Origin of the sequence: Microbacterium sp. (genome assembly GCF_036277215.1) — a bacterium.
GTDB lineage: Bacteria > Actinomycetota > Actinomycetes > Actinomycetales > Microbacteriaceae > Microbacterium.
The window spans coordinates 1-17,863 of the sequence record NZ_DASUNI010000219.1 but is presented as its reverse complement, the minus strand read 5'-3'; the positions used below and the strand labels follow the sequence as shown (position 1 = coordinate 17,863).

The 17,863-nt window shown below is 69.3% G+C and carries 18 protein-coding genes and 2 pseudogenes; 3 read left to right on the top strand and 17 right to left on the bottom strand.

Going from position 1 to position 17,863, the window contains the following annotated elements:
* The 9 genes and pseudogenes from VFX99_RS11085 to prmC form a co-directional block, all read right to left on the bottom strand.
* Positions 1 to 824: pseudogene (locus tag VFX99_RS11085) on the bottom strand (F0F1 ATP synthase subunit alpha); the annotation flags it as partial.
* A 63-nt stretch (positions 825 to 887) separates the two neighbouring features.
* Positions 888 to 1,679, bottom strand: a complete 792-nt coding sequence (locus VFX99_RS11080) for a F0F1 ATP synthase subunit delta (RefSeq protein ID WP_329666349.1) — start codon at positions 1,677 to 1,679, stop codon at positions 888 to 890.
* Positions 1,679 to 2,224, bottom strand: coding sequence for a F0F1 ATP synthase subunit B (locus VFX99_RS11075; RefSeq protein WP_329666348.1), 546 nt, complete (start codon positions 2,222 to 2,224; stop codon positions 1,679 to 1,681). Before VFX99_RS11075 ends, VFX99_RS11080 begins: the two co-directional genes overlap by 1 nt.
* Before the next feature lie 28 nt (positions 2,225 to 2,252).
* Positions 2,253 to 2,474, bottom strand: coding sequence for a F0F1 ATP synthase subunit C (atpE, locus tag VFX99_RS11070; RefSeq protein WP_175525226.1), 222 nt, complete (start codon positions 2,472 to 2,474; stop codon positions 2,253 to 2,255).
* Between the two features lie 48 nt (positions 2,475 to 2,522).
* Entirely contained in the window at positions 2,523 to 3,341 is an 819-nt protein-coding gene (gene atpB / locus VFX99_RS11065) for a F0F1 ATP synthase subunit A (protein ID WP_329666347.1), read from the bottom strand.
* A 148-nt stretch (positions 3,342 to 3,489) separates the two neighbouring features.
* Positions 3,490 to 3,966 (bottom strand): hypothetical protein, encoded by a 477-nt coding sequence (locus VFX99_RS11060; RefSeq protein ID WP_329666346.1) that lies wholly within the window; start codon positions 3,964 to 3,966, stop codon positions 3,490 to 3,492.
* Positions 3,963 to 5,141, bottom strand: coding sequence for an MraY family glycosyltransferase (locus tag VFX99_RS11055; RefSeq protein WP_329666345.1), 1,179 nt, complete (start codon positions 5,139 to 5,141; stop codon positions 3,963 to 3,965). Before VFX99_RS11055 ends, VFX99_RS11060 begins: the two co-directional genes overlap by 4 nt.
* Positions 5,138 to 5,875 (bottom strand): L-threonylcarbamoyladenylate synthase, encoded by a 738-nt coding sequence (locus tag VFX99_RS11050; protein ID WP_329666344.1) that lies wholly within the window; start codon positions 5,873 to 5,875, stop codon positions 5,138 to 5,140. The genes VFX99_RS11055 and VFX99_RS11050 overlap by 4 nt, the downstream gene beginning before the upstream one ends.
* Before the next feature lie 43 nt (positions 5,876 to 5,918).
* Entirely contained in the window at positions 5,919 to 6,800 is an 882-nt protein-coding gene (prmC, locus tag VFX99_RS11045; RefSeq protein ID WP_329666343.1) for a peptide chain release factor N(5)-glutamine methyltransferase, read from the bottom strand.
* Positions 6,801 to 6,926: 126 nt separating this feature from the next.
* On the opposite strand from prmC, the gene cysK (VFX99_RS11040) reads away from it, so the two are divergent.
* Genes cysK (VFX99_RS11040) through epsC form a run of 3 tightly spaced genes read left to right on the top strand, consistent with a single transcriptional unit; the run spans position 6,927 to position 9,421 of the window.
* A complete protein-coding gene (cysK, locus tag VFX99_RS11040; protein WP_329666342.1) occupies positions 6,927 to 7,865 on the top strand; it encodes a cysteine synthase A in 939 nt (312 codons plus the stop codon).
* A 24-nt stretch (positions 7,866 to 7,889) separates the two neighbouring features.
* Positions 7,890 to 8,843 (top strand): cysteine synthase A, encoded by a 954-nt coding sequence (cysK, locus tag VFX99_RS11035; protein ID WP_329666341.1) that lies wholly within the window; start codon positions 7,890 to 7,892, stop codon positions 8,841 to 8,843.
* Positions 8,844 to 8,851: 8 nt separating this feature from the next.
* Positions 8,852 to 9,421 carry a serine O-acetyltransferase EpsC gene (gene epsC, locus VFX99_RS11030; RefSeq protein WP_329666350.1) on the top strand — a complete coding sequence of 190 codons (570 nt, stop codon included), beginning with the start codon at positions 8,852 to 8,854 and terminating at the stop codon, positions 9,419 to 9,421.
* Positions 9,422 to 9,427: 6 nt separating this feature from the next.
* On the opposite strand, the gene VFX99_RS11025 is transcribed toward epsC, so the two are convergent.
* The 8 genes and pseudogenes from VFX99_RS11025 to VFX99_RS10990 form a co-directional block, all read right to left on the bottom strand.
* On the bottom strand, positions 9,428 to 9,829 hold the full coding sequence (locus VFX99_RS11025; protein WP_329666340.1) for a hypothetical protein: 402 nt from the start codon (positions 9,827 to 9,829) through the stop codon (positions 9,428 to 9,430).
* A 36-nt stretch (positions 9,830 to 9,865) separates the two neighbouring features.
* Positions 9,866 to 10,666 (bottom strand): alpha/beta hydrolase, encoded by an 801-nt coding sequence (locus tag VFX99_RS11020; protein WP_329666339.1) that lies wholly within the window; start codon positions 10,664 to 10,666, stop codon positions 9,866 to 9,868.
* Positions 10,667 to 10,735: 69 nt separating this feature from the next.
* Entirely contained in the window at positions 10,736 to 11,815 is a 1,080-nt protein-coding gene (prfA, locus tag VFX99_RS11015; RefSeq protein WP_329666338.1) for a peptide chain release factor 1, read from the bottom strand.
* A gap of 38 nt (positions 11,816 to 11,853) precedes the next feature.
* Positions 11,854 to 13,986 carry a transcription termination factor Rho gene (gene rho, locus VFX99_RS11010; RefSeq protein ID WP_329666337.1) on the bottom strand — a complete coding sequence of 711 codons (2,133 nt, stop codon included), beginning with the start codon at positions 13,984 to 13,986 and terminating at the stop codon, positions 11,854 to 11,856.
* Positions 13,987 to 14,145: 159 nt separating this feature from the next.
* Positions 14,146 to 15,093: a homoserine kinase gene (thrB, locus tag VFX99_RS11005; protein WP_329666336.1), complete on the bottom strand. Its 948-nt coding sequence runs from the start codon at positions 15,091 to 15,093 to the stop codon at positions 14,146 to 14,148.
* Positions 15,090 to 16,187 carry a threonine synthase gene (thrC, locus tag VFX99_RS11000; protein ID WP_329666335.1) on the bottom strand — a complete coding sequence of 366 codons (1,098 nt, stop codon included), beginning with the start codon at positions 16,185 to 16,187 and terminating at the stop codon, positions 15,090 to 15,092. The genes thrB and thrC overlap by 4 nt, the downstream gene beginning before the upstream one ends.
* A gap of 1 nt (position 16,188) precedes the next feature.
* Entirely contained in the window at positions 16,189 to 17,514 is a 1,326-nt protein-coding gene (locus VFX99_RS10995; RefSeq protein ID WP_329666334.1) for a homoserine dehydrogenase, read from the bottom strand.
* Positions 17,511 to 17,863 (bottom strand): annotated as a pseudogene (locus VFX99_RS10990) (hypothetical protein); the annotation flags it as partial. The gene VFX99_RS10995 and the pseudogene VFX99_RS10990, both read right to left, overlap by 4 nt.

Here is a 17,863-nt window from a genome sequence, read left to right as displayed (position 1 = left end):
AGGTCGTCGAAGATGATCAGGACGTGCTTGCCGTCGTACATCCAGTGCTGGCCGATGGCCGAGCCGGTGTACGGGGCGAGGTATTTGAATCCGGCGGGGTCGGATGCCGGAGCCGCCACGATCGTCGTGTACTCCATGGCGCCGGCGTCCTCCAGGGCGCCCTTCACCGCGGCGATGGTGGAGCCCTTCTGGCCGATGGCGACGTAGATGCAGCGCACCTGCTTCTTAGGGTCGCCCGACGCCCAGTTCTCGCGCTGGTTGATGATCGTGTCGAGCGCAATGGCGGTCTTGCCGGTCTGACGGTCGCCGATGACGAGCTGCCGCTGGCCGCGGCCGATCGGGATCATCGCGTCGATCGCCTTGATGCCCGTCTGCATGGGCTCGTGCACGCTCTTGCGGGACATGACGCCGGGAGCCTGAAGCTCGAGCGCGCGACGCCCCTCCGTCGCGACCGGTCCGAGGCCGTCGATCGGGTTGCCGAGCGGGTCGACGACGCGACCGAGGTAGCCGTCGCCGACGGCGACCGAGAGCACCTCGCCGGTGCGGGTGACCTCCTGGCCGGCCTCGATGCCGGAGAACTCGCCGAGGACGACGACACCGACTTCGTGCTCGTCCAGGTTCAGGGCCAGACCGGAGGTGCCGTCGGCGAACCGCACGAGCTCGTTGGCCATGACGCCCGGGAGACCCTCGAGGTGGGCGATGCCGTCGGCGGCGTCGACGACGGTGCCGACCTCGGTCGCGGCCGCGCCGGTGGGCTCGTACGCGGCGGCGAAGTCCTTCAGCGCGTCACGGATGACATCGGGGCTGATCGTTAGTTCTGCCATTGTGTTCCTTCGTTTCGAGGGGCCTGAGCCCCAAAAGCTTCCGCCCGGGCGGGAAATCTCGTGTTAGCCGGCGAGACGTTCGCGCAGCTCGGTGAGCCGCGCCGCGACGCTCGCATCGATGACGTCATCGGCGATCTGCACGCGCAGGCCTCCGACGACCGAGGGGTCGATGACCGAATTGAGTCCGACCCGCTTGCCGTATCGCCGCGTGAGGACAGCGCTCAGTCGCTCGGTCTGGGCGGCGCTGAGCGGCCGGGCCGTGATGACCGTGGCGACGATGCTGTCCCGCTGACCGGCGACGAGGTCCATTGCGTGCGAGACCAGCTCGCGGACGCGACGCTCCCGCGGCTGCTGGACGAGCGAGGACACGATGAGCGTCGTCGCGGCGCTGGCACGGCCGCGCAGCAGGGTCTCGATGAGCGAGCCCTTCGCCGATTCGTCACCGAGTCGGCTGCCGAGCGCGAGCTCGAGCTCGGGGTTCTCGGCGATGGTGCGCGACACCCGGAACAGCTCGCCCTCGACATCGACACCGGGCGCCGAGATGGCGGCGGCACGCACCGCCAGCTCTTCGATCCCGTCGATGAGCTGCCCGGCGTTCGACCACCGCTGCCCCACGGCCGTGGTCAGGATGGAGACGGTCGTTCTGCCGAACGTCGGCCCGAACACGTCGGAGACGACTCGCGTCCGGGCGGCGGGTGCCGCGGCGGGGTCGGCGAGCGCACCGCTCAGCTGCGGCGAGTCGCCCACGATCCGCGCCGCAGCGAACAGCTCGCGAGCGGTCTCGAGGTCGACGCCCGACGCGGCGTCGAGCGCCTTCGTCGTCGCCGCCAGGGCCTGAGTGGATGCGCTTCCCACTAGCTGGTCGCCTTCTCGGACGCCTCGAGCTCGGCGAGGAATCGATCGACCACTGCCTGGGCCTTGGCGTCTTCGGTCAGCGTCTCTCCGATCACGCCACCGGCGAGATCGAGTGCGAGGCTGCCGACGTCCGAGCGCAGCGACGAAAGCGCCGATAGCCGCTCCATCTCGATCTGCGCGTGCGCGTTCGAGGTGATGCGCGCGGCCTCCGAGGATGCCTGCTCGCGGAGCTCCGCGATGATCGCGCTGCCGTCGGCGCGCGCCTGCTCGCGGATGCGGCCGGCCTCGGCCCGCGCGTCGGCGAGCTGAGCCGTGTACTTCTCGAGGGCGGCCTGAGCCTCGGCCTGAGCTGCCTCGGCGGAGGCGATGCTGCCCTCGATTGCCTGGCTGCGGGCGTCCAGCGCCTCGTTCAGGCGCGGAAGGATCTTCCACATGAACAGGGCGAGGATGATGACGAACGCCAACGTGCCCCAGACCAGGTCCGGCAGCGTGGGGAGGAGCGGGTTGATCTCCCCTTCGTGGCCTTCGGCGAATGCGCTGAGCATCCGGACTCCTTTAGTCAGCAACGCCTGGTTACGGCGCGGGGAACGGGATGAAGGCGACCGCGATCGCGATGAACGCGAGCGCCTCGGTCAGCGCGATACCGAGGAACATGAGGCCGCTGAGGCGACCCTGCAGCTCGGGCTGGCGCGCAACCGACTCGATGGTCTTGCCGACGATGATGCCGACGCCGATACCGGAGCCGATAGCGGCGAGTCCGAAGGCGAGGGGTGCGAGCTGTCCGACGACGTTCACAGGGGTTTCCTTTCGAAGGGGGTTTGACGGGGTTCAGCCGAGGACGCGTCAGTGTCCGTCGGCAAGCGACATCTGGATGTAGATGGCGGTGAGAATCGTGAAGACGTATGCCTGGAGCACGGCGACGAACAGCTCCAGCAGCGTGAAGGCGATGCCGAACGCGAACGTGCCGATGCCGAGGAGGCCGATCAGCTGACCGTTGGCGAGCACGGTGAAGAAGAAGAAGTGCGTCGCCGTGAAGCAGAGCACCAGCAGCATGTGACCGGCGACCATGTTCATCAGAAGTCGGAGGGCCAGTGTGATCGGGCGCAGGATGAAGGTCGAGAGGAACTCGAGTGGAATCAGCAGGATGTGCAGCGGCCACGGAACACCGGGGATGACGAGCGAGTTCTTCAGGAAGCCGAAGCCGTGCTTGCGGAATCCGGCATACACGAACATGACATATGCCACGACGGCGAGGATCAGCGGCAGGCCGATCACGGCGGTGCTGGCGATCTGCAGACCCGGGATGATTCCGGTGAGGTTCATCCCGATGATCAGGAAGAAGAACGTCATCAGGACGGGCATGAACCGCTTGCCGTCCTTCTCGCCGAGCGTGTCGAACACGATCGAGTTGCGGACGAAGCCGAGCATGTACTCGAGTGCCGCCTGCCCGCGCGAAGGAACGAGCTGCATACGGCGGGTGCCGAGCCACAGGAAGATGACGAGCGCGAAGACCACGAGCAGTCGGATCAGCATGACCCGGTTCAGCTCGAACGGGGTGCCGACGAAGAGCAGCCCCGGGGGGACGAATTCACCGATCGAGGGACCTACGAAACCACCGTCTGATCCGTCGGCCATGACGAGCGACATTGCGGGGATGAGCATTGCGGTGTTCAGGAGATTCTCCGGCGTCGGGCGTCCGAGACGTGGCGATCAGGGGGAGCGTGTTCGTTCAGCCTAGCAAAAGGATCACTCCGGCGACGACACCGTCCGGGGCTGCAGCGGCGCCTCGACGGCGATCCGCGGCGCGGTCTCAGCGGTCTGCCCCGGGCGCGTCCTCGTCCACGGACTGCGGGAGCTCGACATCCCCGACATACGGCACGCGAGCCCGCTGGAAGGCGATCACGTCGAACACGAGCGAGCCGACGACGGCGATGATCACCGTCACGAAGAACACCGTCGGGTCGAGCCACGGCTGCGAGCGCAGCCAGATCGAGAGCACCACGAACAGGACGAGCTTGAGCACCCAGGAACCCAGCACGATAGCGAAGAAGACGGGCGATCCCGGGTCGTCCTTCGTCGCGCGGATCGCGACCTGGATGCTGATCGCGGTCAGGGCGAGGAACACCAGCCACATCGCTGCGCCGAGCAGGCCGCTCACCATTCCGGGAACACCGGAGACCAGGTAGCCGACGACTGCTCCCCCGACGGCCAAGGCGGCGATGACGATCGCAGGCCACTTCAGACTCGACAGGACGGTGAAACTGCGCGGGGCGGGCTGGGCACTCATCGAGCGGCCTCCAGAGTCGGGACGTCGTCGCTCGGGGCGAGAACGGCGGGCTTTCGCCGCCAGGTGGGCAGCAGGGTGACGACCAGGCACGCGGCGGCTCCGACGACGCCGAAAGCGACGCCGATCCAGTACTGGCCGATCCAGTTCTCGCGCGCGCCGATGTACATGAGCAGGACGGCGAGGCTGAACACCGCGGTCCAGGCATAGAAGATCAGCACCGCGTCGCGGTCGGTGTGCCCCATGTCCAGCATCCGGTGGTGTAGGTGTTTTCGGTCGGGCGAGAACGGCGACTTGCCCGCGCTCATGCGCCGCACCACAGCCAACCCGAAGTCCAGGAGCGGAAGCAGCACGACCACGACCGGCAGCAGGATCGGGATGAACGCACCGAGCAGCTGCGAGCGTCCGAACGCTTCCGGATCCAGGACCGCCGGTTCGAGCTGTCCGGTGATCGCGATCGCCGAGCACGCCATGAGCAGCCCCAGCATGAGCGCCCCGGAGTCGCCCATGAACAGCTTCGCGGGGCTCCAGTTCAGGGGCAGGAAACCGATGCATGCGCCGATGAGGACGGCCGCGATGAATGAGGCCAGGTTGAAGTACGTGCTGGAGCCGGTGTCGCGGACGAGGATGTACGAGTAGACGAAGAAGACGCCGTTCGCGATGAGGCAGACGCCGGCGACGAGTCCGTCGAGACCGTCGATGAAGTTGACGGCGTTCATCACGACCACGATCGAGAAGACGGTGAGGGTGAAGCTGACCCAGCTGGAGCCGATGATCAGCCCGCCGATCGGCAGGGAGAAGATCTGCAGCTGCCCGAACCACGCGATGATGCCCGCGGCGAGGAACTGCGCGCCGAGCTTGATCATCCAGTCGAGGTCCCACAGATCGTCCGCGACGCCGACCACGACGATCAGGAGCGTCGCGGCCAGGATCGCGTAGACCGGCGCGGGGTTCGCCCAGAAGATCGCGAAATACGGATGCTGGGACGACACCGCGAAGGCGGCGACGACACCCAGGAACATCGCCACGCCGCCGAGGCGAGGCGTGGGCGTCTTGTGCACATCCCTCTCCCGGATGCCGGGATACAGCTTGTATTTGAGGCTCAACCGCCAGACCGCCCACGACAGCGACAGCGTCACGGCCGCCGTGAACAGGATCGTGAAGACGTACTGCTTCACGCGGTGTCCTCACCCCCGGCTCGTCCGCCCGCGGGCTCCGGCTCCGCATCCGGCTCGGCCTCTCGCCGCGGGTCGGGCTCGAGCAGGTCGCCGAGCACTCCGCGGAGCGCCGCCCGGTCGATGGCACCGTCGCGCAGCACGCGCACGAGCGGCATCTCTCCGATCACAAGACTCGTCGCGTCGATGATGGTCGATGCGACGCCTGTCGCGGACGGTCCTCCGTCCAGATAGACCGCGACGCTGTCGCCGAGCATGCTCTGGGCGTCGGAGGCCGTGATCGCCGCGGTCCTGCCGGTGAGGTTGGCGCTCGAGACGGCGAGCGGACCGGTCTCCTCGAGCAGCTCGAGAGCGAGGTGGTTGGCCGGCATGCGCACGGCGACGGTGCCGTGCGTGTCGCCGAGGTCCCATGACAGGGACGGCTGCGACGGCAGCACGATCGTCAGCCCGCCGGGCCAGAACGCCTCGACCAGCCGCTCGACGGCTTCGGGAACCTCGGCCACCAGCGCGCGCAGAGTCGCCACGCCCGCGACCAGGACGGGCGGGGGCGACTGGCGTCCCCTTCCCTTCGCGTCGAGCAGCCCCTGGACCGCGCGAGCGCTGAAGGCATCGGCGGCGACGCCGTAGACCGTGTCGGTGGGAAGGACGACGAGTTCACCGCGGCCGATCGCCTGGCGCGCCTGGCGCATACCGGCGAGCAGCTGCGCCTCGTCGCGGCAGTCGAATACAGGGGACATGTCCTTCCCAGTGTATCCGGAGGCCCTTTCGGGCCCGACGTGATCAGGGCGCGATCGCAGTGGTCGCGCGGTCGCGCAGCGTCAGGTCGGGGTGGGTCGACGCCGCGCGCCAGCCGTCCGCGGCGAGCAGGGTCCGCACCGCCTCGCCCTGCCACTCCCCGTGCTCGATCACGATCAGACCACCGGGATGCGCGAGCCGCAGACCCGTTCTGCTGACGACGCGCACGACGTCCAGGCCGTCGTCGCCGCCGTAGAGCGCCGCGGGCGGATCGAAGAACCGGACCTCGGGATCGCGGGGGACCGCTGCGGCGGGAACGTAGGGCGGGTTCGATGCGACGACCGAGACCTGACCGTCGAGCTCAGGGAACGCCCGCGCGAGATCGATGAACGCCAGCTCGGCGTTGTCGGCCCCGACGAGCTCGAAGTTCTCGCGCGTCCACACGTAGGCGTCGACCGAGTTCTCGGCGGCGAAGACGCGAGAGTGCGGCACCTCGGTCGCCAGAGCGAGCGCGATCGCCCCGCTCCCGGTGCCCAGATCGACCGCGATCGGAGCCGGCGAGGCCGCGGCCGCAAGCGCATCGATCGCGAGCTGAGCGACCATCTCGGTCTCCGGCCGGGGCACGAAGACGCCCGGGCCGACGCGCAGCTCGAGGTGCCGGAACGGTGCCGTGCCGGTGAGATGCTGAAGGGGCTCCCGCGTCGCCCGCCGTCGGACGAGGTCGGCGAGCAGCTCGGCATCCGCCGCCTCGAGCGTGTCGCCTCGGATCGCAGCCGCCTGGACCGCACCGCGGCCCACGCGCAGCACGTGCGCTGCCAGCAGCTCCGCGTCGACCTGCGCGTCGGGCACCCCGACCTGCGCGAGTCGGTCGGCGGCGCGGCGGAGCGCATCCGCGAGCGGTACGGCGGAGGGGGGATGTTCAGACATGAGCGGCACCCAGCATACGTGCGACGCCCCCCGCGTCGACGCAAGCGCCGTCGTCACAGAAGGACTCACGCGGAACGGCTCCCCTAGGCTTGTTCCCGCACCCGACGACCTCGCGAAAGGCCCGACATGCCCGGCATCCACCCCGACATCACCTCTGCCTTCGGCGACACTCCCCTGGTCCGCCTCAATCGCGTTGCGGAGGGCGTCGGCGCCACCGTTCTGGCGAAGCTCGAGTTCTACAACCCGGCAGCCAGCGTCAAGGATCGCCTGGGTATCGCGATCGTCGATGCCGCCGAGGCGTCGGGCGAGCTCTCGCCCGGCGGCACGATCGTCGAGGCGACGAGCGGCAACACGGGCATCGCCCTGGCGATGGTCGGGGCGGCACGCGGCTACAAGGTGATCCTCGCCATGCCGTCCTCCATGTCGACCGAGCGCCGGCTCCTGCTGAAGGCATACGGCGCCGAGCTCATCCTCACCGACCCCGCCGGCGGCATGAAGGGCGCCATCGCGAAGGCCGAAGAGATCCTCGCCGAGACCCCGGGCGCGATCCTCGCCCGTCAGTTCGAGAACCGGGCGAACGTGGAGATCCACCGCAAGACCACCGCCGAGGAGATCATCCGCGACACCGACGGCAAGGTCGACTACTTCGTCGCCGGCATCGGCACGGGCGGCACCATCACGGGTGTCGGGCAGGTCCTCAAGGAGCGGGTGCCCGAGGCGAAGGTCATCGCAGTCGAGCCGGCGGACTCGCCGCTGCTCACCAAGGGCACGCCCGGGCCGCACAAGATCCAGGGCATCGGACCCAACTTCGTCCCCGCGATCCTCGACAGGAGCGTGATCGACGAGGTCATCGACGTCGAGTTCCCCGACGCCATCGAGACGGCGCGCGCCGTCGGCACCCAGGACGGCATCCTCGTGGGCATCTCCTCGGGTGCGGCCATCTGGGCCGCCCTCCAGGTCGCCGCGCGGCCCGAGGCCGCCGGGAAGAACATCGTCGTGGTGGTTCCCTCGTTCGGCGAGCGCTACCTCTCCACCGCGCTCTACGAGCACCTCCGCGAGGACTGAGCGAGCCCTCGAGAAAGCCGTTCCGTGCCCCGGATCCACTCCGACATCACCTCCGCCTTCGGCGACACACCGCTGGTGCGCCTCAACGCGCTTCCCGACGGTCTCGGCGGGGAGGTGCTCGCCAAGCTCGAGTTCTACAACCCGGGATCGAGCGTCAAGGACCGTCTCGGCTTCGCCCTGGTCGAAGCAGCCGAGGCGTCCGGCGAGCTGCTGCCGGGCGGAACGATCGTCGAGTCGACGAGCGGCAACACCGGCATCTCGCTCGCCCTGATCGGGGCGGCGCGAGGATACAAGGTCATCCTCACCATGCCCGCGTCGATGTCGAAGGAGCGGCGCCTCCTGCTGAAGGCCTACGGCGCCGAGCTCGTGCTCACCGACCCGTACAAGGGCATGACCGAGGCGGTGGCGACCGCGGAGCGCATCGTCGCGGAGACCCCCGGCGCGATCCTCGCCCGACAGTTCGAGAGTCCCGCCAACGCCGCGATCCATCGGCGGACGACGGCGGAGGAGATCTGGCGCGACACCGACGGGAACGTGGACTTCTTCGTCGCCGGCTCGGGCACAGGCGGGACGATCACCGGTGTCGGACAGGTGCTCAAGGAGCGCAACCCCGACGTGCGCATCGTGCTGGTCGAGCCGAAGGACTCCCCCGTCCTGACCGAGGGCCGCGCGGGCGGGCATCGGATCCAGGGCATCGGCCCGAACTTCGTGCCGGCGGTGCTCGACCGCTCGGTCGTCGATGAGATCTTCGACGTCGAGTTCGATGATGCGATCGAGGTGGCACGTGACCTCGCGACGCGCGAGGGCATCCTGGCGGGGATGTCCGCCGGCGCTGCCGTATGGGCTGCGCTGCAGATCGCCGCGCGTCCCGAAGCGAAGGGAAAGCGCATCGTCGTGATCATTCCGGACGCAGGTGAGCGCTACCTGTCCACCGCCCTCTACGAGCATCTCCGTGAACCCGAGCAGGTGCCGTCGTGAGCGAGCGCATCGGGGCGTTCGCACGCGTCCGGGAAGACATCGCCGCGGCGAAGCTGCGCGACCCGGCGGCGCGGAGCGGCCTCGAGATCGCCCTGCTCTATCCCGGTCTGCACGCCGTGTGGGGCCACCGCCTGTGGCACGCACTGTGGGTCCGGCGGCTGCGCTTCCTGGCCCGGCTCGGATCGCAGGTCACACGCTGGCTCACCGGAATCGAGATCCATCCGGGTGCGACGATCGGCCGCCGCTTCTTCATCGATCACGGCATGGGGGTCGTGATCGGTGAGACGGCCGAGATCGGCGACGACGTCATGCTGTACCACGGCGTGACGCTCGGCGGCCGTCAGCGCGAAGGCGGCAAGCGGCATCCGACGATCGGCGACGGCGTCGCGGTGGGCGCCGGTGCGAAGGTCCTCGGACCCATCTCCATCGGGGAGGGATCCGTCATCGGCGCCAACGCCGTCGTGACGAAGGACGCCCCGGCCGACAGCATCCTGGTGGGGGTTCCGGCCACGCCGCGAGTCAAGCGCGAGGGCATCGACACGCGCGCCTTGCTGACCGTGCCCGACTACAGCATTTGAGGGCGCTCAGCCGGCGCGGCGCTGGGCGACGTCCTTCTTGAGGAAGACCATCGGCAGCAGCCACGTCGCCAGCGCCGTGATGATCCACACGATGACCGGTGCGAGCAGCCATGCCAGGGGCTCGGAGATCCCGATTCCCGCGTTCGGGATCAGCACCACGATCACGATCGCGATGAAGGTGGAGATGATCCCGATCCCGCCCAGGAGCGGCGCTGCGTGCCGCCGCGTCAGCTTGAACACCAACGGCGCGAGCACGCTCTGGATGACGGCGAAGATCAGCACGGCGAGCACGAAGCCCCACCAGTCGCTCCAGTCGATGTGGAATCCCGGCAGGAGAAGGTCCGCGACGATGAGACCCAGCGCCGCCGAGAAGACGAAGATCGCCGCGCGGATGAGGAACGTGATCACGGTGCCGAGCGTAGCGTTCGGTGCGCTGTTCGGAAGTCAGCGGGTTGCGTGCCCCGTTCGAACGAGCCAGTCGTCCAGCACGGCGGCGACGATCTCGGGGCGTTCGTGGATCAGGGCGTGCCCGGCGTCGGCCACCGCCGCGAAGGTTCCGCGCGGGTGCAGGTCGATCAGCGAGCGCTGCGCCCGCCATCCGACGAGCGCGTCGTCGCGGCCGACGAGGATGGCCGCCGGTCCCTCGAACGGCCGGGCGTCCGGGTCCGGATCCATCGCATCGTCGGTCATGATGCTCTCCACGACCGCCCCGTCGTAACGATCCAGCGCCGGGCGGACGAAGCGCCGATAGCGCTCGAGGGTGGCTGCGGTGCGCACCTGGAAGTATCCGAGGAACGCGCTGCGGTCGTCGGGGTCCAAGGCGTCGGCGGATCCGTCGTCTTCGACGATCCGCTCCGGTGCCGGCGTCATGTCGCGGGCATAGGGCGAGACGAGGGCGATGCCCGCGACCCGTTCGGGATGCCGCGCCGCGACGCCACGGGCCAGATGGGCGCCGAACGAATGCCCGATCACGACGAAGCTCTCGGCGTCGATCTCGGCCGCGATCAGCGCATCGAGGGCGTTCAGCACATCGCCGGTGCTGGTGGCCGACGTCTGCTGCGATGCACCCATGCCCGGCAGGTCCGGGTGCAGTCCCCGCATTCCGCGTCGCGCAAGCAGGGGCTGGAATACCGGCAGGGATTCGTCGCGCGTCGAGTAAGCGCCGTGCAGCACGAGCGCCGCGGGGCCCGACCCCTCCACGACGTAGTCCAGGCGGACTCCGCCGGCATCGGTGATCTCACTCATGACGCCTCCGGATCTCGACGCCGATGAGCCTAGGGCAGGTCGTGCCGGCTGTGCACGCCGCCGGTGGCGTCAGGCGTCGGCGCCGAGAGAGGCGAGACGCTCTTCCTCGTCGGCCGAGATGCACGACTGGATGATCGGGTCGAGCGCGCCGTCCATCACCTGGTCGAGGTTGTAGGCCTTGTAGCCGGTGCGGTGGTCGGCGATCCGGTTCTCGGGGAAGTTGTAGGTTCGGATGCGCTCGGAACGGTCCATGCCGCGGATCTGCGATCTCCGCGCATCGGATGCCGCGGCATCGAGCTCTTCCTGCTGCTTCGCGAGGATCCGCGCACGCAGCACCCGCATGCCCGCCTCACGGTTCTGCAGCTGCGACTTCTCGTTCTGCATCGACACGACGATGCCGGTCGGCAGGTGGGTGATCCGCACCGCGGAGTCGGTGGTGTTGACCGACTGACCGCCCGGGCCGGACGATCGGAAGACGTCGATCTTCAGGTCGTTTGGATTGATCTCGACCTCGTCCGGCTCGTCCACTTCGGGGAAGACGAGCACCCCCGTCGTCGACGTGTGGATGCGGCCCTGCGACTCGGTGGCGGGCACGCGCTGCACGCGGTGGACGCCGCCCTCGTACTTCAGCGACGCCCAGACGCCCTGCGCGGGGTCGGTCGAGGACCCCTTGATCGCGACCTGGACGTCCTTGTAGCCGCCGAGGTCGGACTCGTTGCGCTCCAGCAGTTCGGTCTTCCACCCGCGGGATGCCGCGTACTGCAGGTACATGCGCAGGAGATCGGCGGCGAAGAGCGCACTCTCGGCGCCGCCCTCCCCGCCCTTGATCTCCATGATGACGTCACGCGCGTCGTCGGGGTCGCGCGGGATCAGCAGACGCCGGAGCTTCTCCTGCGTCTCTTCGACGCGCTCTTCGAGCGAGGGCACCTCGGCGGCGAACGCCGCGTCCTCCTTCGCGAACTCCTGCGCGGCCTCGAGGTCTCCGGTGGCCAGCACCCAGGCGTCATATGCGGCGACGATCCGGGACAGCTCGGCGTAGCGACGGTTGACGCGCTTCGAGCGCGCCGCGTCGGCGTGCAAGGCCGGGTCGGAGAGTTCCTCCTGGACGGCCTGATGCTCCTCGATGAGGGTCTTCACCGATTCGAACATGGACTACTCCGAACGCCGTGCGCCGCGCTTCGACGAGCTCAGCGGATGCTGTTCTCGTGACCGTGGCTGTGACCGCCGCCCGTCGGCGTGGGGATCGACTTCTGCATCTGCACGAGGAACTCGACGTTGGACTGCGTCTCCTTGAGCTTGCCGAGGACGACCTCGAGCGCCTGCTGCGGGTCGAGACCCGCGAGTGCGCGACGCAGCTTCCACGTGATCTTGACCTCGTCGGGCGAGAGCAGCATCTCTTCGCGGCGAGTGCTCGATGCGTTTACGTCGACGGCCGGGAAGATGCGCTTGTCGGCGAGCTGACGCGAGAGTCGCAGCTCGCTGTTGCCCGTTCCCTTGAACTCCTCGAAGATGACCTCGTCCATCTTGGAACCGGTCTCCACGAGCGCGGTGGCGAGGATCGTGAGCGAGCCGCCGTTCTCGATGTTGCGCGCTGCGCCGAAGAATCGCTTCGGCGGGTACAGGGCCGAAGCGTCGACACCGCCGGTGAGCACGCGACCCGACGTGGGCGCCGAGATGTTGTAGGCGCGACCGAGGCGGGTGATCGAGTCCAGCAGGACGACGACGTCTCGACCCAGCTCGACGAGGCGCTTGGCGCGCTCGATCGCCAGCTCCGCAACGGTGGTGTGGTCCTCTGCGGGTCGGTCGAACGTCGAGGCGATGACCTCGCCGCGGACGGTCCGCTGCATGTCGGTGACCTCTTCCGGACGCTCGTCGACGAGAACGACCATGAGGTGGACCTCGGGGTTGTTCGTCGCGATCGCGTTCGCGATCTGCTGCAGGACGATCGTCTTGCCCGCCTTGGGCGGCGCGACGATGAGTCCCCGCTGGCCCTTGCCGATCGGCGCGACCAGGTCGATGATGCGCTGCGTGAGCTTCTCGGGGGCGGTCTCCAGGCGCAGACGCTCCTGAGGGTAGAGCGGCGTGAGCTTGCCGAACTCGACGCGCTCTGCGGCGTCGTCGACGGACAGACCGTTGACCGCGTCGACCTTGACCAGCGCGTTGTACTTCTGGCGGCTGGACTGCTCGCCTTCACGCGGCTGCTTGATCGCGCCGACGACGGCATCGCCCTTGCGAAGGTTGTACTTCTTCACCTGGCCGAGCGAGACGTAGACGTCGCTCGGACCGGGGAGGTAGCCCGTGGTGCGGACGAAGGCGTAGTTGTCGAGCACATCGAGGATGCCGGCGATCGGCACCAGGACGTCGTCCTCGCCGATCTCGGTGTCGAACTCATCGGCTCCGGCGGGACCGCGGCGCTTGTTGCGCTGACGGTTGCGGCCGGCCGCCTGACCGCCCTCATCATCGTCCTCGGACGGCTGAGCCTGCGGCTGGGCGTTGGACGTGGCCTGACCGTTCTGCGCGCTCTGTCCGCCCTGTGCGTTCTGGCCGCCCTGGGCGTTCTGGTTGCCCTGACCGCCCTGGGCATTGCGATTGCGGTTGCGGTTGCGGCTCCGGCTGCGTCCGCGCGCCGGCGTCTCATCGGCAGTGCCTTCGCGTGCATCGCCGGATTCGACGGCGTCGCCCGCCTCGGCCTGGGTTCCGGCATCGGATGAGGCGGAGTCCGCCTCGGGGCCCGCCTCAGCAGGCGATTCGACGGAAGTCTCGGAGGTGGTCTCGGCGACCGGCTCGAGGTCGGCGGTGGCCTCGGCCGCCACCTCGAGGTCGGCGGTGGCCTCGGTGGGCGCCTCGGCATCGGCGGGCGCCTCGGCCGGCGCCTCGACGGCGGGCGCGGGGACATCCGTGCTCTTCGCGCGACGCGGTGCGCGCTTGCGCGGCGCGGTCGCCGGCGCGGGCTCGACGGGCGCCTCGACGGCCGCGGGCGTGGCGTCGACCGGCGCGTCAGCGGGCGCCTCGGCGGCGACCTCAGCGTCGGCGGCGGGCTCCGCGTCAGGGGCCGCTTCCGGCTCGGGCTCGACGGCGGGCGCCGCCTCAGCGGCGGGTTCGCTCTCAGCAGGCTCCGCCTCGGCAGCGGGCTCGACGTCAGCCGCAGGCGCGGCCTCGGCAAGCTCGGGCTGGGTCTCGGCGGCGGGCTCGGAGCCGGCTTCGCTGGTGGATTCGGCGACGTCGTCTGCCGTGGTGTCGGCGTACTCCGCGGTTTCGGGCGCTTCCGTGCGCTCGTCCTCGGTGGGCTCGACGGACTGGATCTCGGAGATGGACTCCACGAGTTCTCCCTTTGCAACGTGTGGATGATCATGTCTGCACGAGACGCACGCCACAAACGGACGTCTACCCGCGCCGCGCTTCAACAGGCTTGAGAACCGGTGAAGGCAGGGGGTCGTGCAGGGTTTCGCAGATTGCGATCGGAGGCCAGATTCACGTAGCTACGTGGAACCCTCCGTTACGTCCCTCACTGTACCACCCTTGAAGTCGACGGCGAGCATCAGCGCCTCCCACGGAGTGTCCGTCGCGCGTGCCGCGAGCGCTGCCGCTTCCAGGCGCCGACCGGGCCCGTCGGCCAGCACGAGAACGCTCGGCCCAGCCCCCGAGACCACCCCGGCGAAGCCGCCCTCGCGCAGCGACCGAACAAGGCGATCGGTCTGGGGCATCGCCTGAGCCCGATAGTTCTGGTGCAGCTTGTCCTCGGTGGCCGCGAGCAGCAGCTCGGGGCTCTGCATCAGGGCCGCGATCAGCAGAGCCGAACGCGAGACGTTGAAGACGGCATCCTCCCGGGGCACGTGGAGGGGCTGCAGGCTCCGCGCGACGCTCGTGGACATGGTGGACTCGGGCACGAACACCAGCGGGGACACGCCGCGGTGCACGAGCAGCTTCTTGTGCTGCGGACCCGATTCGTCGACCCACGCGATCGTGAGTCCGCCGAAGAGCGCCGGAGCCACGTTGTCGGGATGACCCTCCAGCTCCGTGGCCAGTCGCAGCAGGGTGTCCGGCCCGAGCTCGACGTCCCCCTGGAGGAGTCCCTTCGCGGCGAGCAGGCCCGAGACGACGGCGGCTCCGGACGAGCCGAGCCCGCGACCGTGCGGGATGACGTTTCGTGCCTCGAGCCGCAGACCCGGCATCCGTCGCCCGGCCGATTCGAAGGCGTACGCGATCGCGCGCACGACGAGGTTCGACGCATCCCGGGGAACGGCATCGGCCCCCTCCCCCGTCACGACGACCTCGAGACCGTCGCCGGGCAGCGTCGTCACGACGAGCTCGTCGTAGACGCTCAGCGCGAGCCCCAGCGTGTCGAAGCCGGGCCCGAGATTCGCGCTCGTCGCGGGGACGCGGACCGCGACGGCGCGGCCACGAACGGGCCCCGCGGCTTGGTTCACGCGTGCGCCCCCGCGGCCCCGGTCGGCACCAGCCCGAGGACGGACGCGACATCCGACGTGGTCGCATCGACGACGGTCGGCTCGACCTGCGTCCCGTCGGCGTTGCGCAGTGCCCACTGCGGGTCCTTCAGGCCGTGCCCGGTGACCGTGAGCACGACGCGCGCGCCCTTGGGCACCACACCGGCCTCGACGCGATCGAGCAGACCCGCGACGCTGATCGCGGACGCGGGCTCGACGAAGATGCCCACCTCACCGGCGAGCAGCTTCTGCGCGGCGAGGATGCGTTCGTCGTCGATCGCGCCGAAATAGCCGTCCGTCGCCTCGCGCGCCTGCAGCGCGAGATCCCACGAGGCGGGGTTGCCGATGCGGATCGCGCTCGCGACCGTCTCGGGGTTCTTGACGATCTCGCCGCGCACCAGCGGCGCGCTGCCCTCGGCCTGGAAGCCGAACATCCGCGGCACCCGGGTGGAGACGCCGCCGTCCGCCTCCTCGCGGTATCCGCGCGAGTAAGCCGTGTAATTGCCGGCATTGCCGACGGGGATGAAGTGGAAGTCCGGGGCGTCCCCGAGCGTCTCGACGACCTCGTACGCCGCCGTCTTCTGTCCCTCGATGCGGTCGGGGTTGACCGAGTTGACCAGGTGCACCGGGTAGTGGTCGGCCAGTTCGCGGGCGATCTCGAGGCAGTCGTCGAAGTTCCCACGGATCTGGATGAGCTGGCCGTTGTGGGCCACCGCCTGGCTGAGCTTGCCCATCGCGATCTTGCCCTCGGGCACCAGGACAGCCGCGGTGATCCCGGCGTGGGCGGCGTACGCCGCCGCCGACGCGGACGTGTTGCCGGTCGATGCGCAGATGATCGCCTTCGCGCCGTGCTCGATGGCGCGCGAGACCGCGACGGTCATGCCGCGGTCCTTGAACGAGCCGGTCGGGTTCATGCCCTCGAACTTGACCCACACGTCGGTGCCGGTGCGGCGCGAGAGCGCGGGTGCGGGCAGCAGCGGGGTGCCGCCTTCGCCCAGGGTGATGACGGTCGAGGCGTCGGTCACCCCCAGACGGTCGGCGTATTCGCGGAGGACTCCGCGCCAGACGTGTGCCATGTCAATCTCCTTCTACGCGCAGCACCGAGACGACCCGCTCGACGACGCCGCTGGCGGCGAGTCGATCCACGGTGTCGCTGAGGTCCTGCTCCAGGGCTTTGTGGGTTCCGATGACCAGGCGCGCGACCGGCACGCCGAGTTCCGCGTCCTCGATGACGGTCTGCTCCACGGTCGCGATCGAGACCCGACCCTCGCTCAGGATGCCGGCGACCGTCGCCAGCACGCCGGGCTGGTCGTCGACCTCGAGGGTGATCTGGTACCGCGTCGTGACGCGTCCGATCGGGACGATGGGGAGGTTCGCGCGCGTGGACTCCCCCACGCCGACCCCGCCCGCGATGTGGCGGCGAGCGGCCGAGACGACGTCGCCCAGCACGGCGGAGGCCGTCTGAACCCCGCCCGCGCCCGCGCCGTAGAACATCAGGTTGCCCGCCGCCTCCGCCTCGACGAACACGGCGTTGTTCGCGCCGTGCACGCTGGCCAGCGGATGATCGCGATGGACCAGGGCTGGGTAGACGCGCACCGAGATCGACTCGGATGCCGCGGCATCCGTCTCTGCGGTGAGCCGCTCGCACACGGCGAGCAGCTTCACGACGTAGCCGGCGTGCCGGGCGGAGTCGATGACCGCCTTGCCTATCGAGGTGATTCCCTCGCGGTGCACCGCGTCCAGCGGAACGGTCGTGTGGAAGGCGAGGCTGGCGAGGATCGCGGCCTTCTGCGCGGCGTCGTATCCCTCGACGTCTGCGGTCGGGTCGGCCTCGGCATAGCCGAGGGCCTGCGCCTGCGCCAGGACATCGCCGAAGTCGGCGCCTTCGGTGTCCATGCGGTCGAGGATGTAGTTCGTCGTCCCGTTGACGATGCCCATGATGCGCTTCACGCGGTCGCCGGCCAGCGAATCGCGCAGCGGGCGGATGATCGGGATCGCCCCCGCGGCCGCGGCCTCGTAGTAGACCTGCGCGCCGACCTGGTCGGCCGCGTCGAAGATCTCCGGCCCGTGGGTGGCCAGGAGCGCCTTGTTGGCCGTGACGACGTCGGCGCCGGAGTTGATCGCCTGCAGCAGGTATGTCTTCGCGGGTTCGATGCCGCCCATCAGCTCGATGACGATGTCGGCCCCGATGATCAGGGACTCGGCATCGGTGGTGAACAGCTCGCGCGGCAGGTCGGTCTCTCGCGGCGCGTCGAGGTCGCGCACGGCGATCCCGACGAGCTCCAGCGCCGCGCCGGCGCGATCGGCGAGCTCGTCGCCGTGCTTGAGCAGCAGTGCCGCCACCTGCGAGCCCACGGCTCCGGCCCCCAGCAGAGCCACCCTCAGTCGGCGGTAGTCGATCACTTCGACTCGCTTCGCTCGCTCAGTACAGGCACGTTCGACTCTGCGTTTCGTTTCGCCTGCGGCTCGCTCATCGACCGCCGCTCGCTCCGTACCGGCATACCGGCTCCCTCATCCAGGCCGGCGTCGTGCGCCAGCAGATCTTCGATGCTCACGCCGCGCACGATCACGCGGGCGGATCCGTCGCGCACCGCCACGACCGGCGGACGGAGCACGTAGTTGTAGTTGCTCGCGAGCGAGAAGCAGTAGGCGCCGGTGGCGGGCACTGCGAGCAGATCGCCGGGCACGATGTCGCCGGGCAGGTACTCCGCGTCGACGACGATGTCTCCCGATTCGCAGTGCTTTCCCACGA

What these genes read in the sequence shown, in the direction of transcription:
- VFX99_RS11075 (WP_329666348.1), bottom strand. Translation starts at nt 2,224, where the DNA reads ATGCTCAGCGCATTCGCCGAAGGCCACGAAGGGGAGATCAACCCGCTC.
- atpB (WP_329666347.1), bottom strand. Translation starts at nt 3,341, where the DNA reads ATGCTCATCCCCGCAATGTCGCTCGTCATGGCCGACGGATCAGACGGT.
- VFX99_RS11060 (WP_329666346.1), bottom strand. Translation starts at nt 3,966, where the DNA reads ATGAGTGCCCAGCCCGCCCCGCGCAGTTTCACCGTCCTGTCGAGTCTG.
- VFX99_RS11050 (WP_329666344.1), bottom strand. Translation starts at nt 5,875, where the DNA reads ATGTCCCCTGTATTCGACTGCCGCGACGAGGCGCAGCTGCTCGCCGGT.
- prmC (WP_329666343.1), bottom strand. Translation starts at nt 6,800, where the DNA reads ATGTCTGAACATCCCCCCTCCGCCGTACCGCTCGCGGATGCGCTCCGC.
- cysK (WP_329666342.1), top strand. Translation starts at nt 6,927, where the DNA reads ATGCCCGGCATCCACCCCGACATCACCTCTGCCTTCGGCGACACTCCC.
- VFX99_RS11020 (WP_329666339.1), bottom strand. Translation starts at nt 10,666, where the DNA reads ATGAGTGAGATCACCGATGCCGGCGGAGTCCGCCTGGACTACGTCGTG.
- prfA (WP_329666338.1), bottom strand. Translation starts at nt 11,815, where the DNA reads ATGTTCGAATCGGTGAAGACCCTCATCGAGGAGCATCAGGCCGTCCAG.
- thrC (WP_329666335.1), bottom strand. Translation starts at nt 16,187, where the DNA reads ATGGCACACGTCTGGCGCGGAGTCCTCCGCGAATACGCCGACCGTCTG.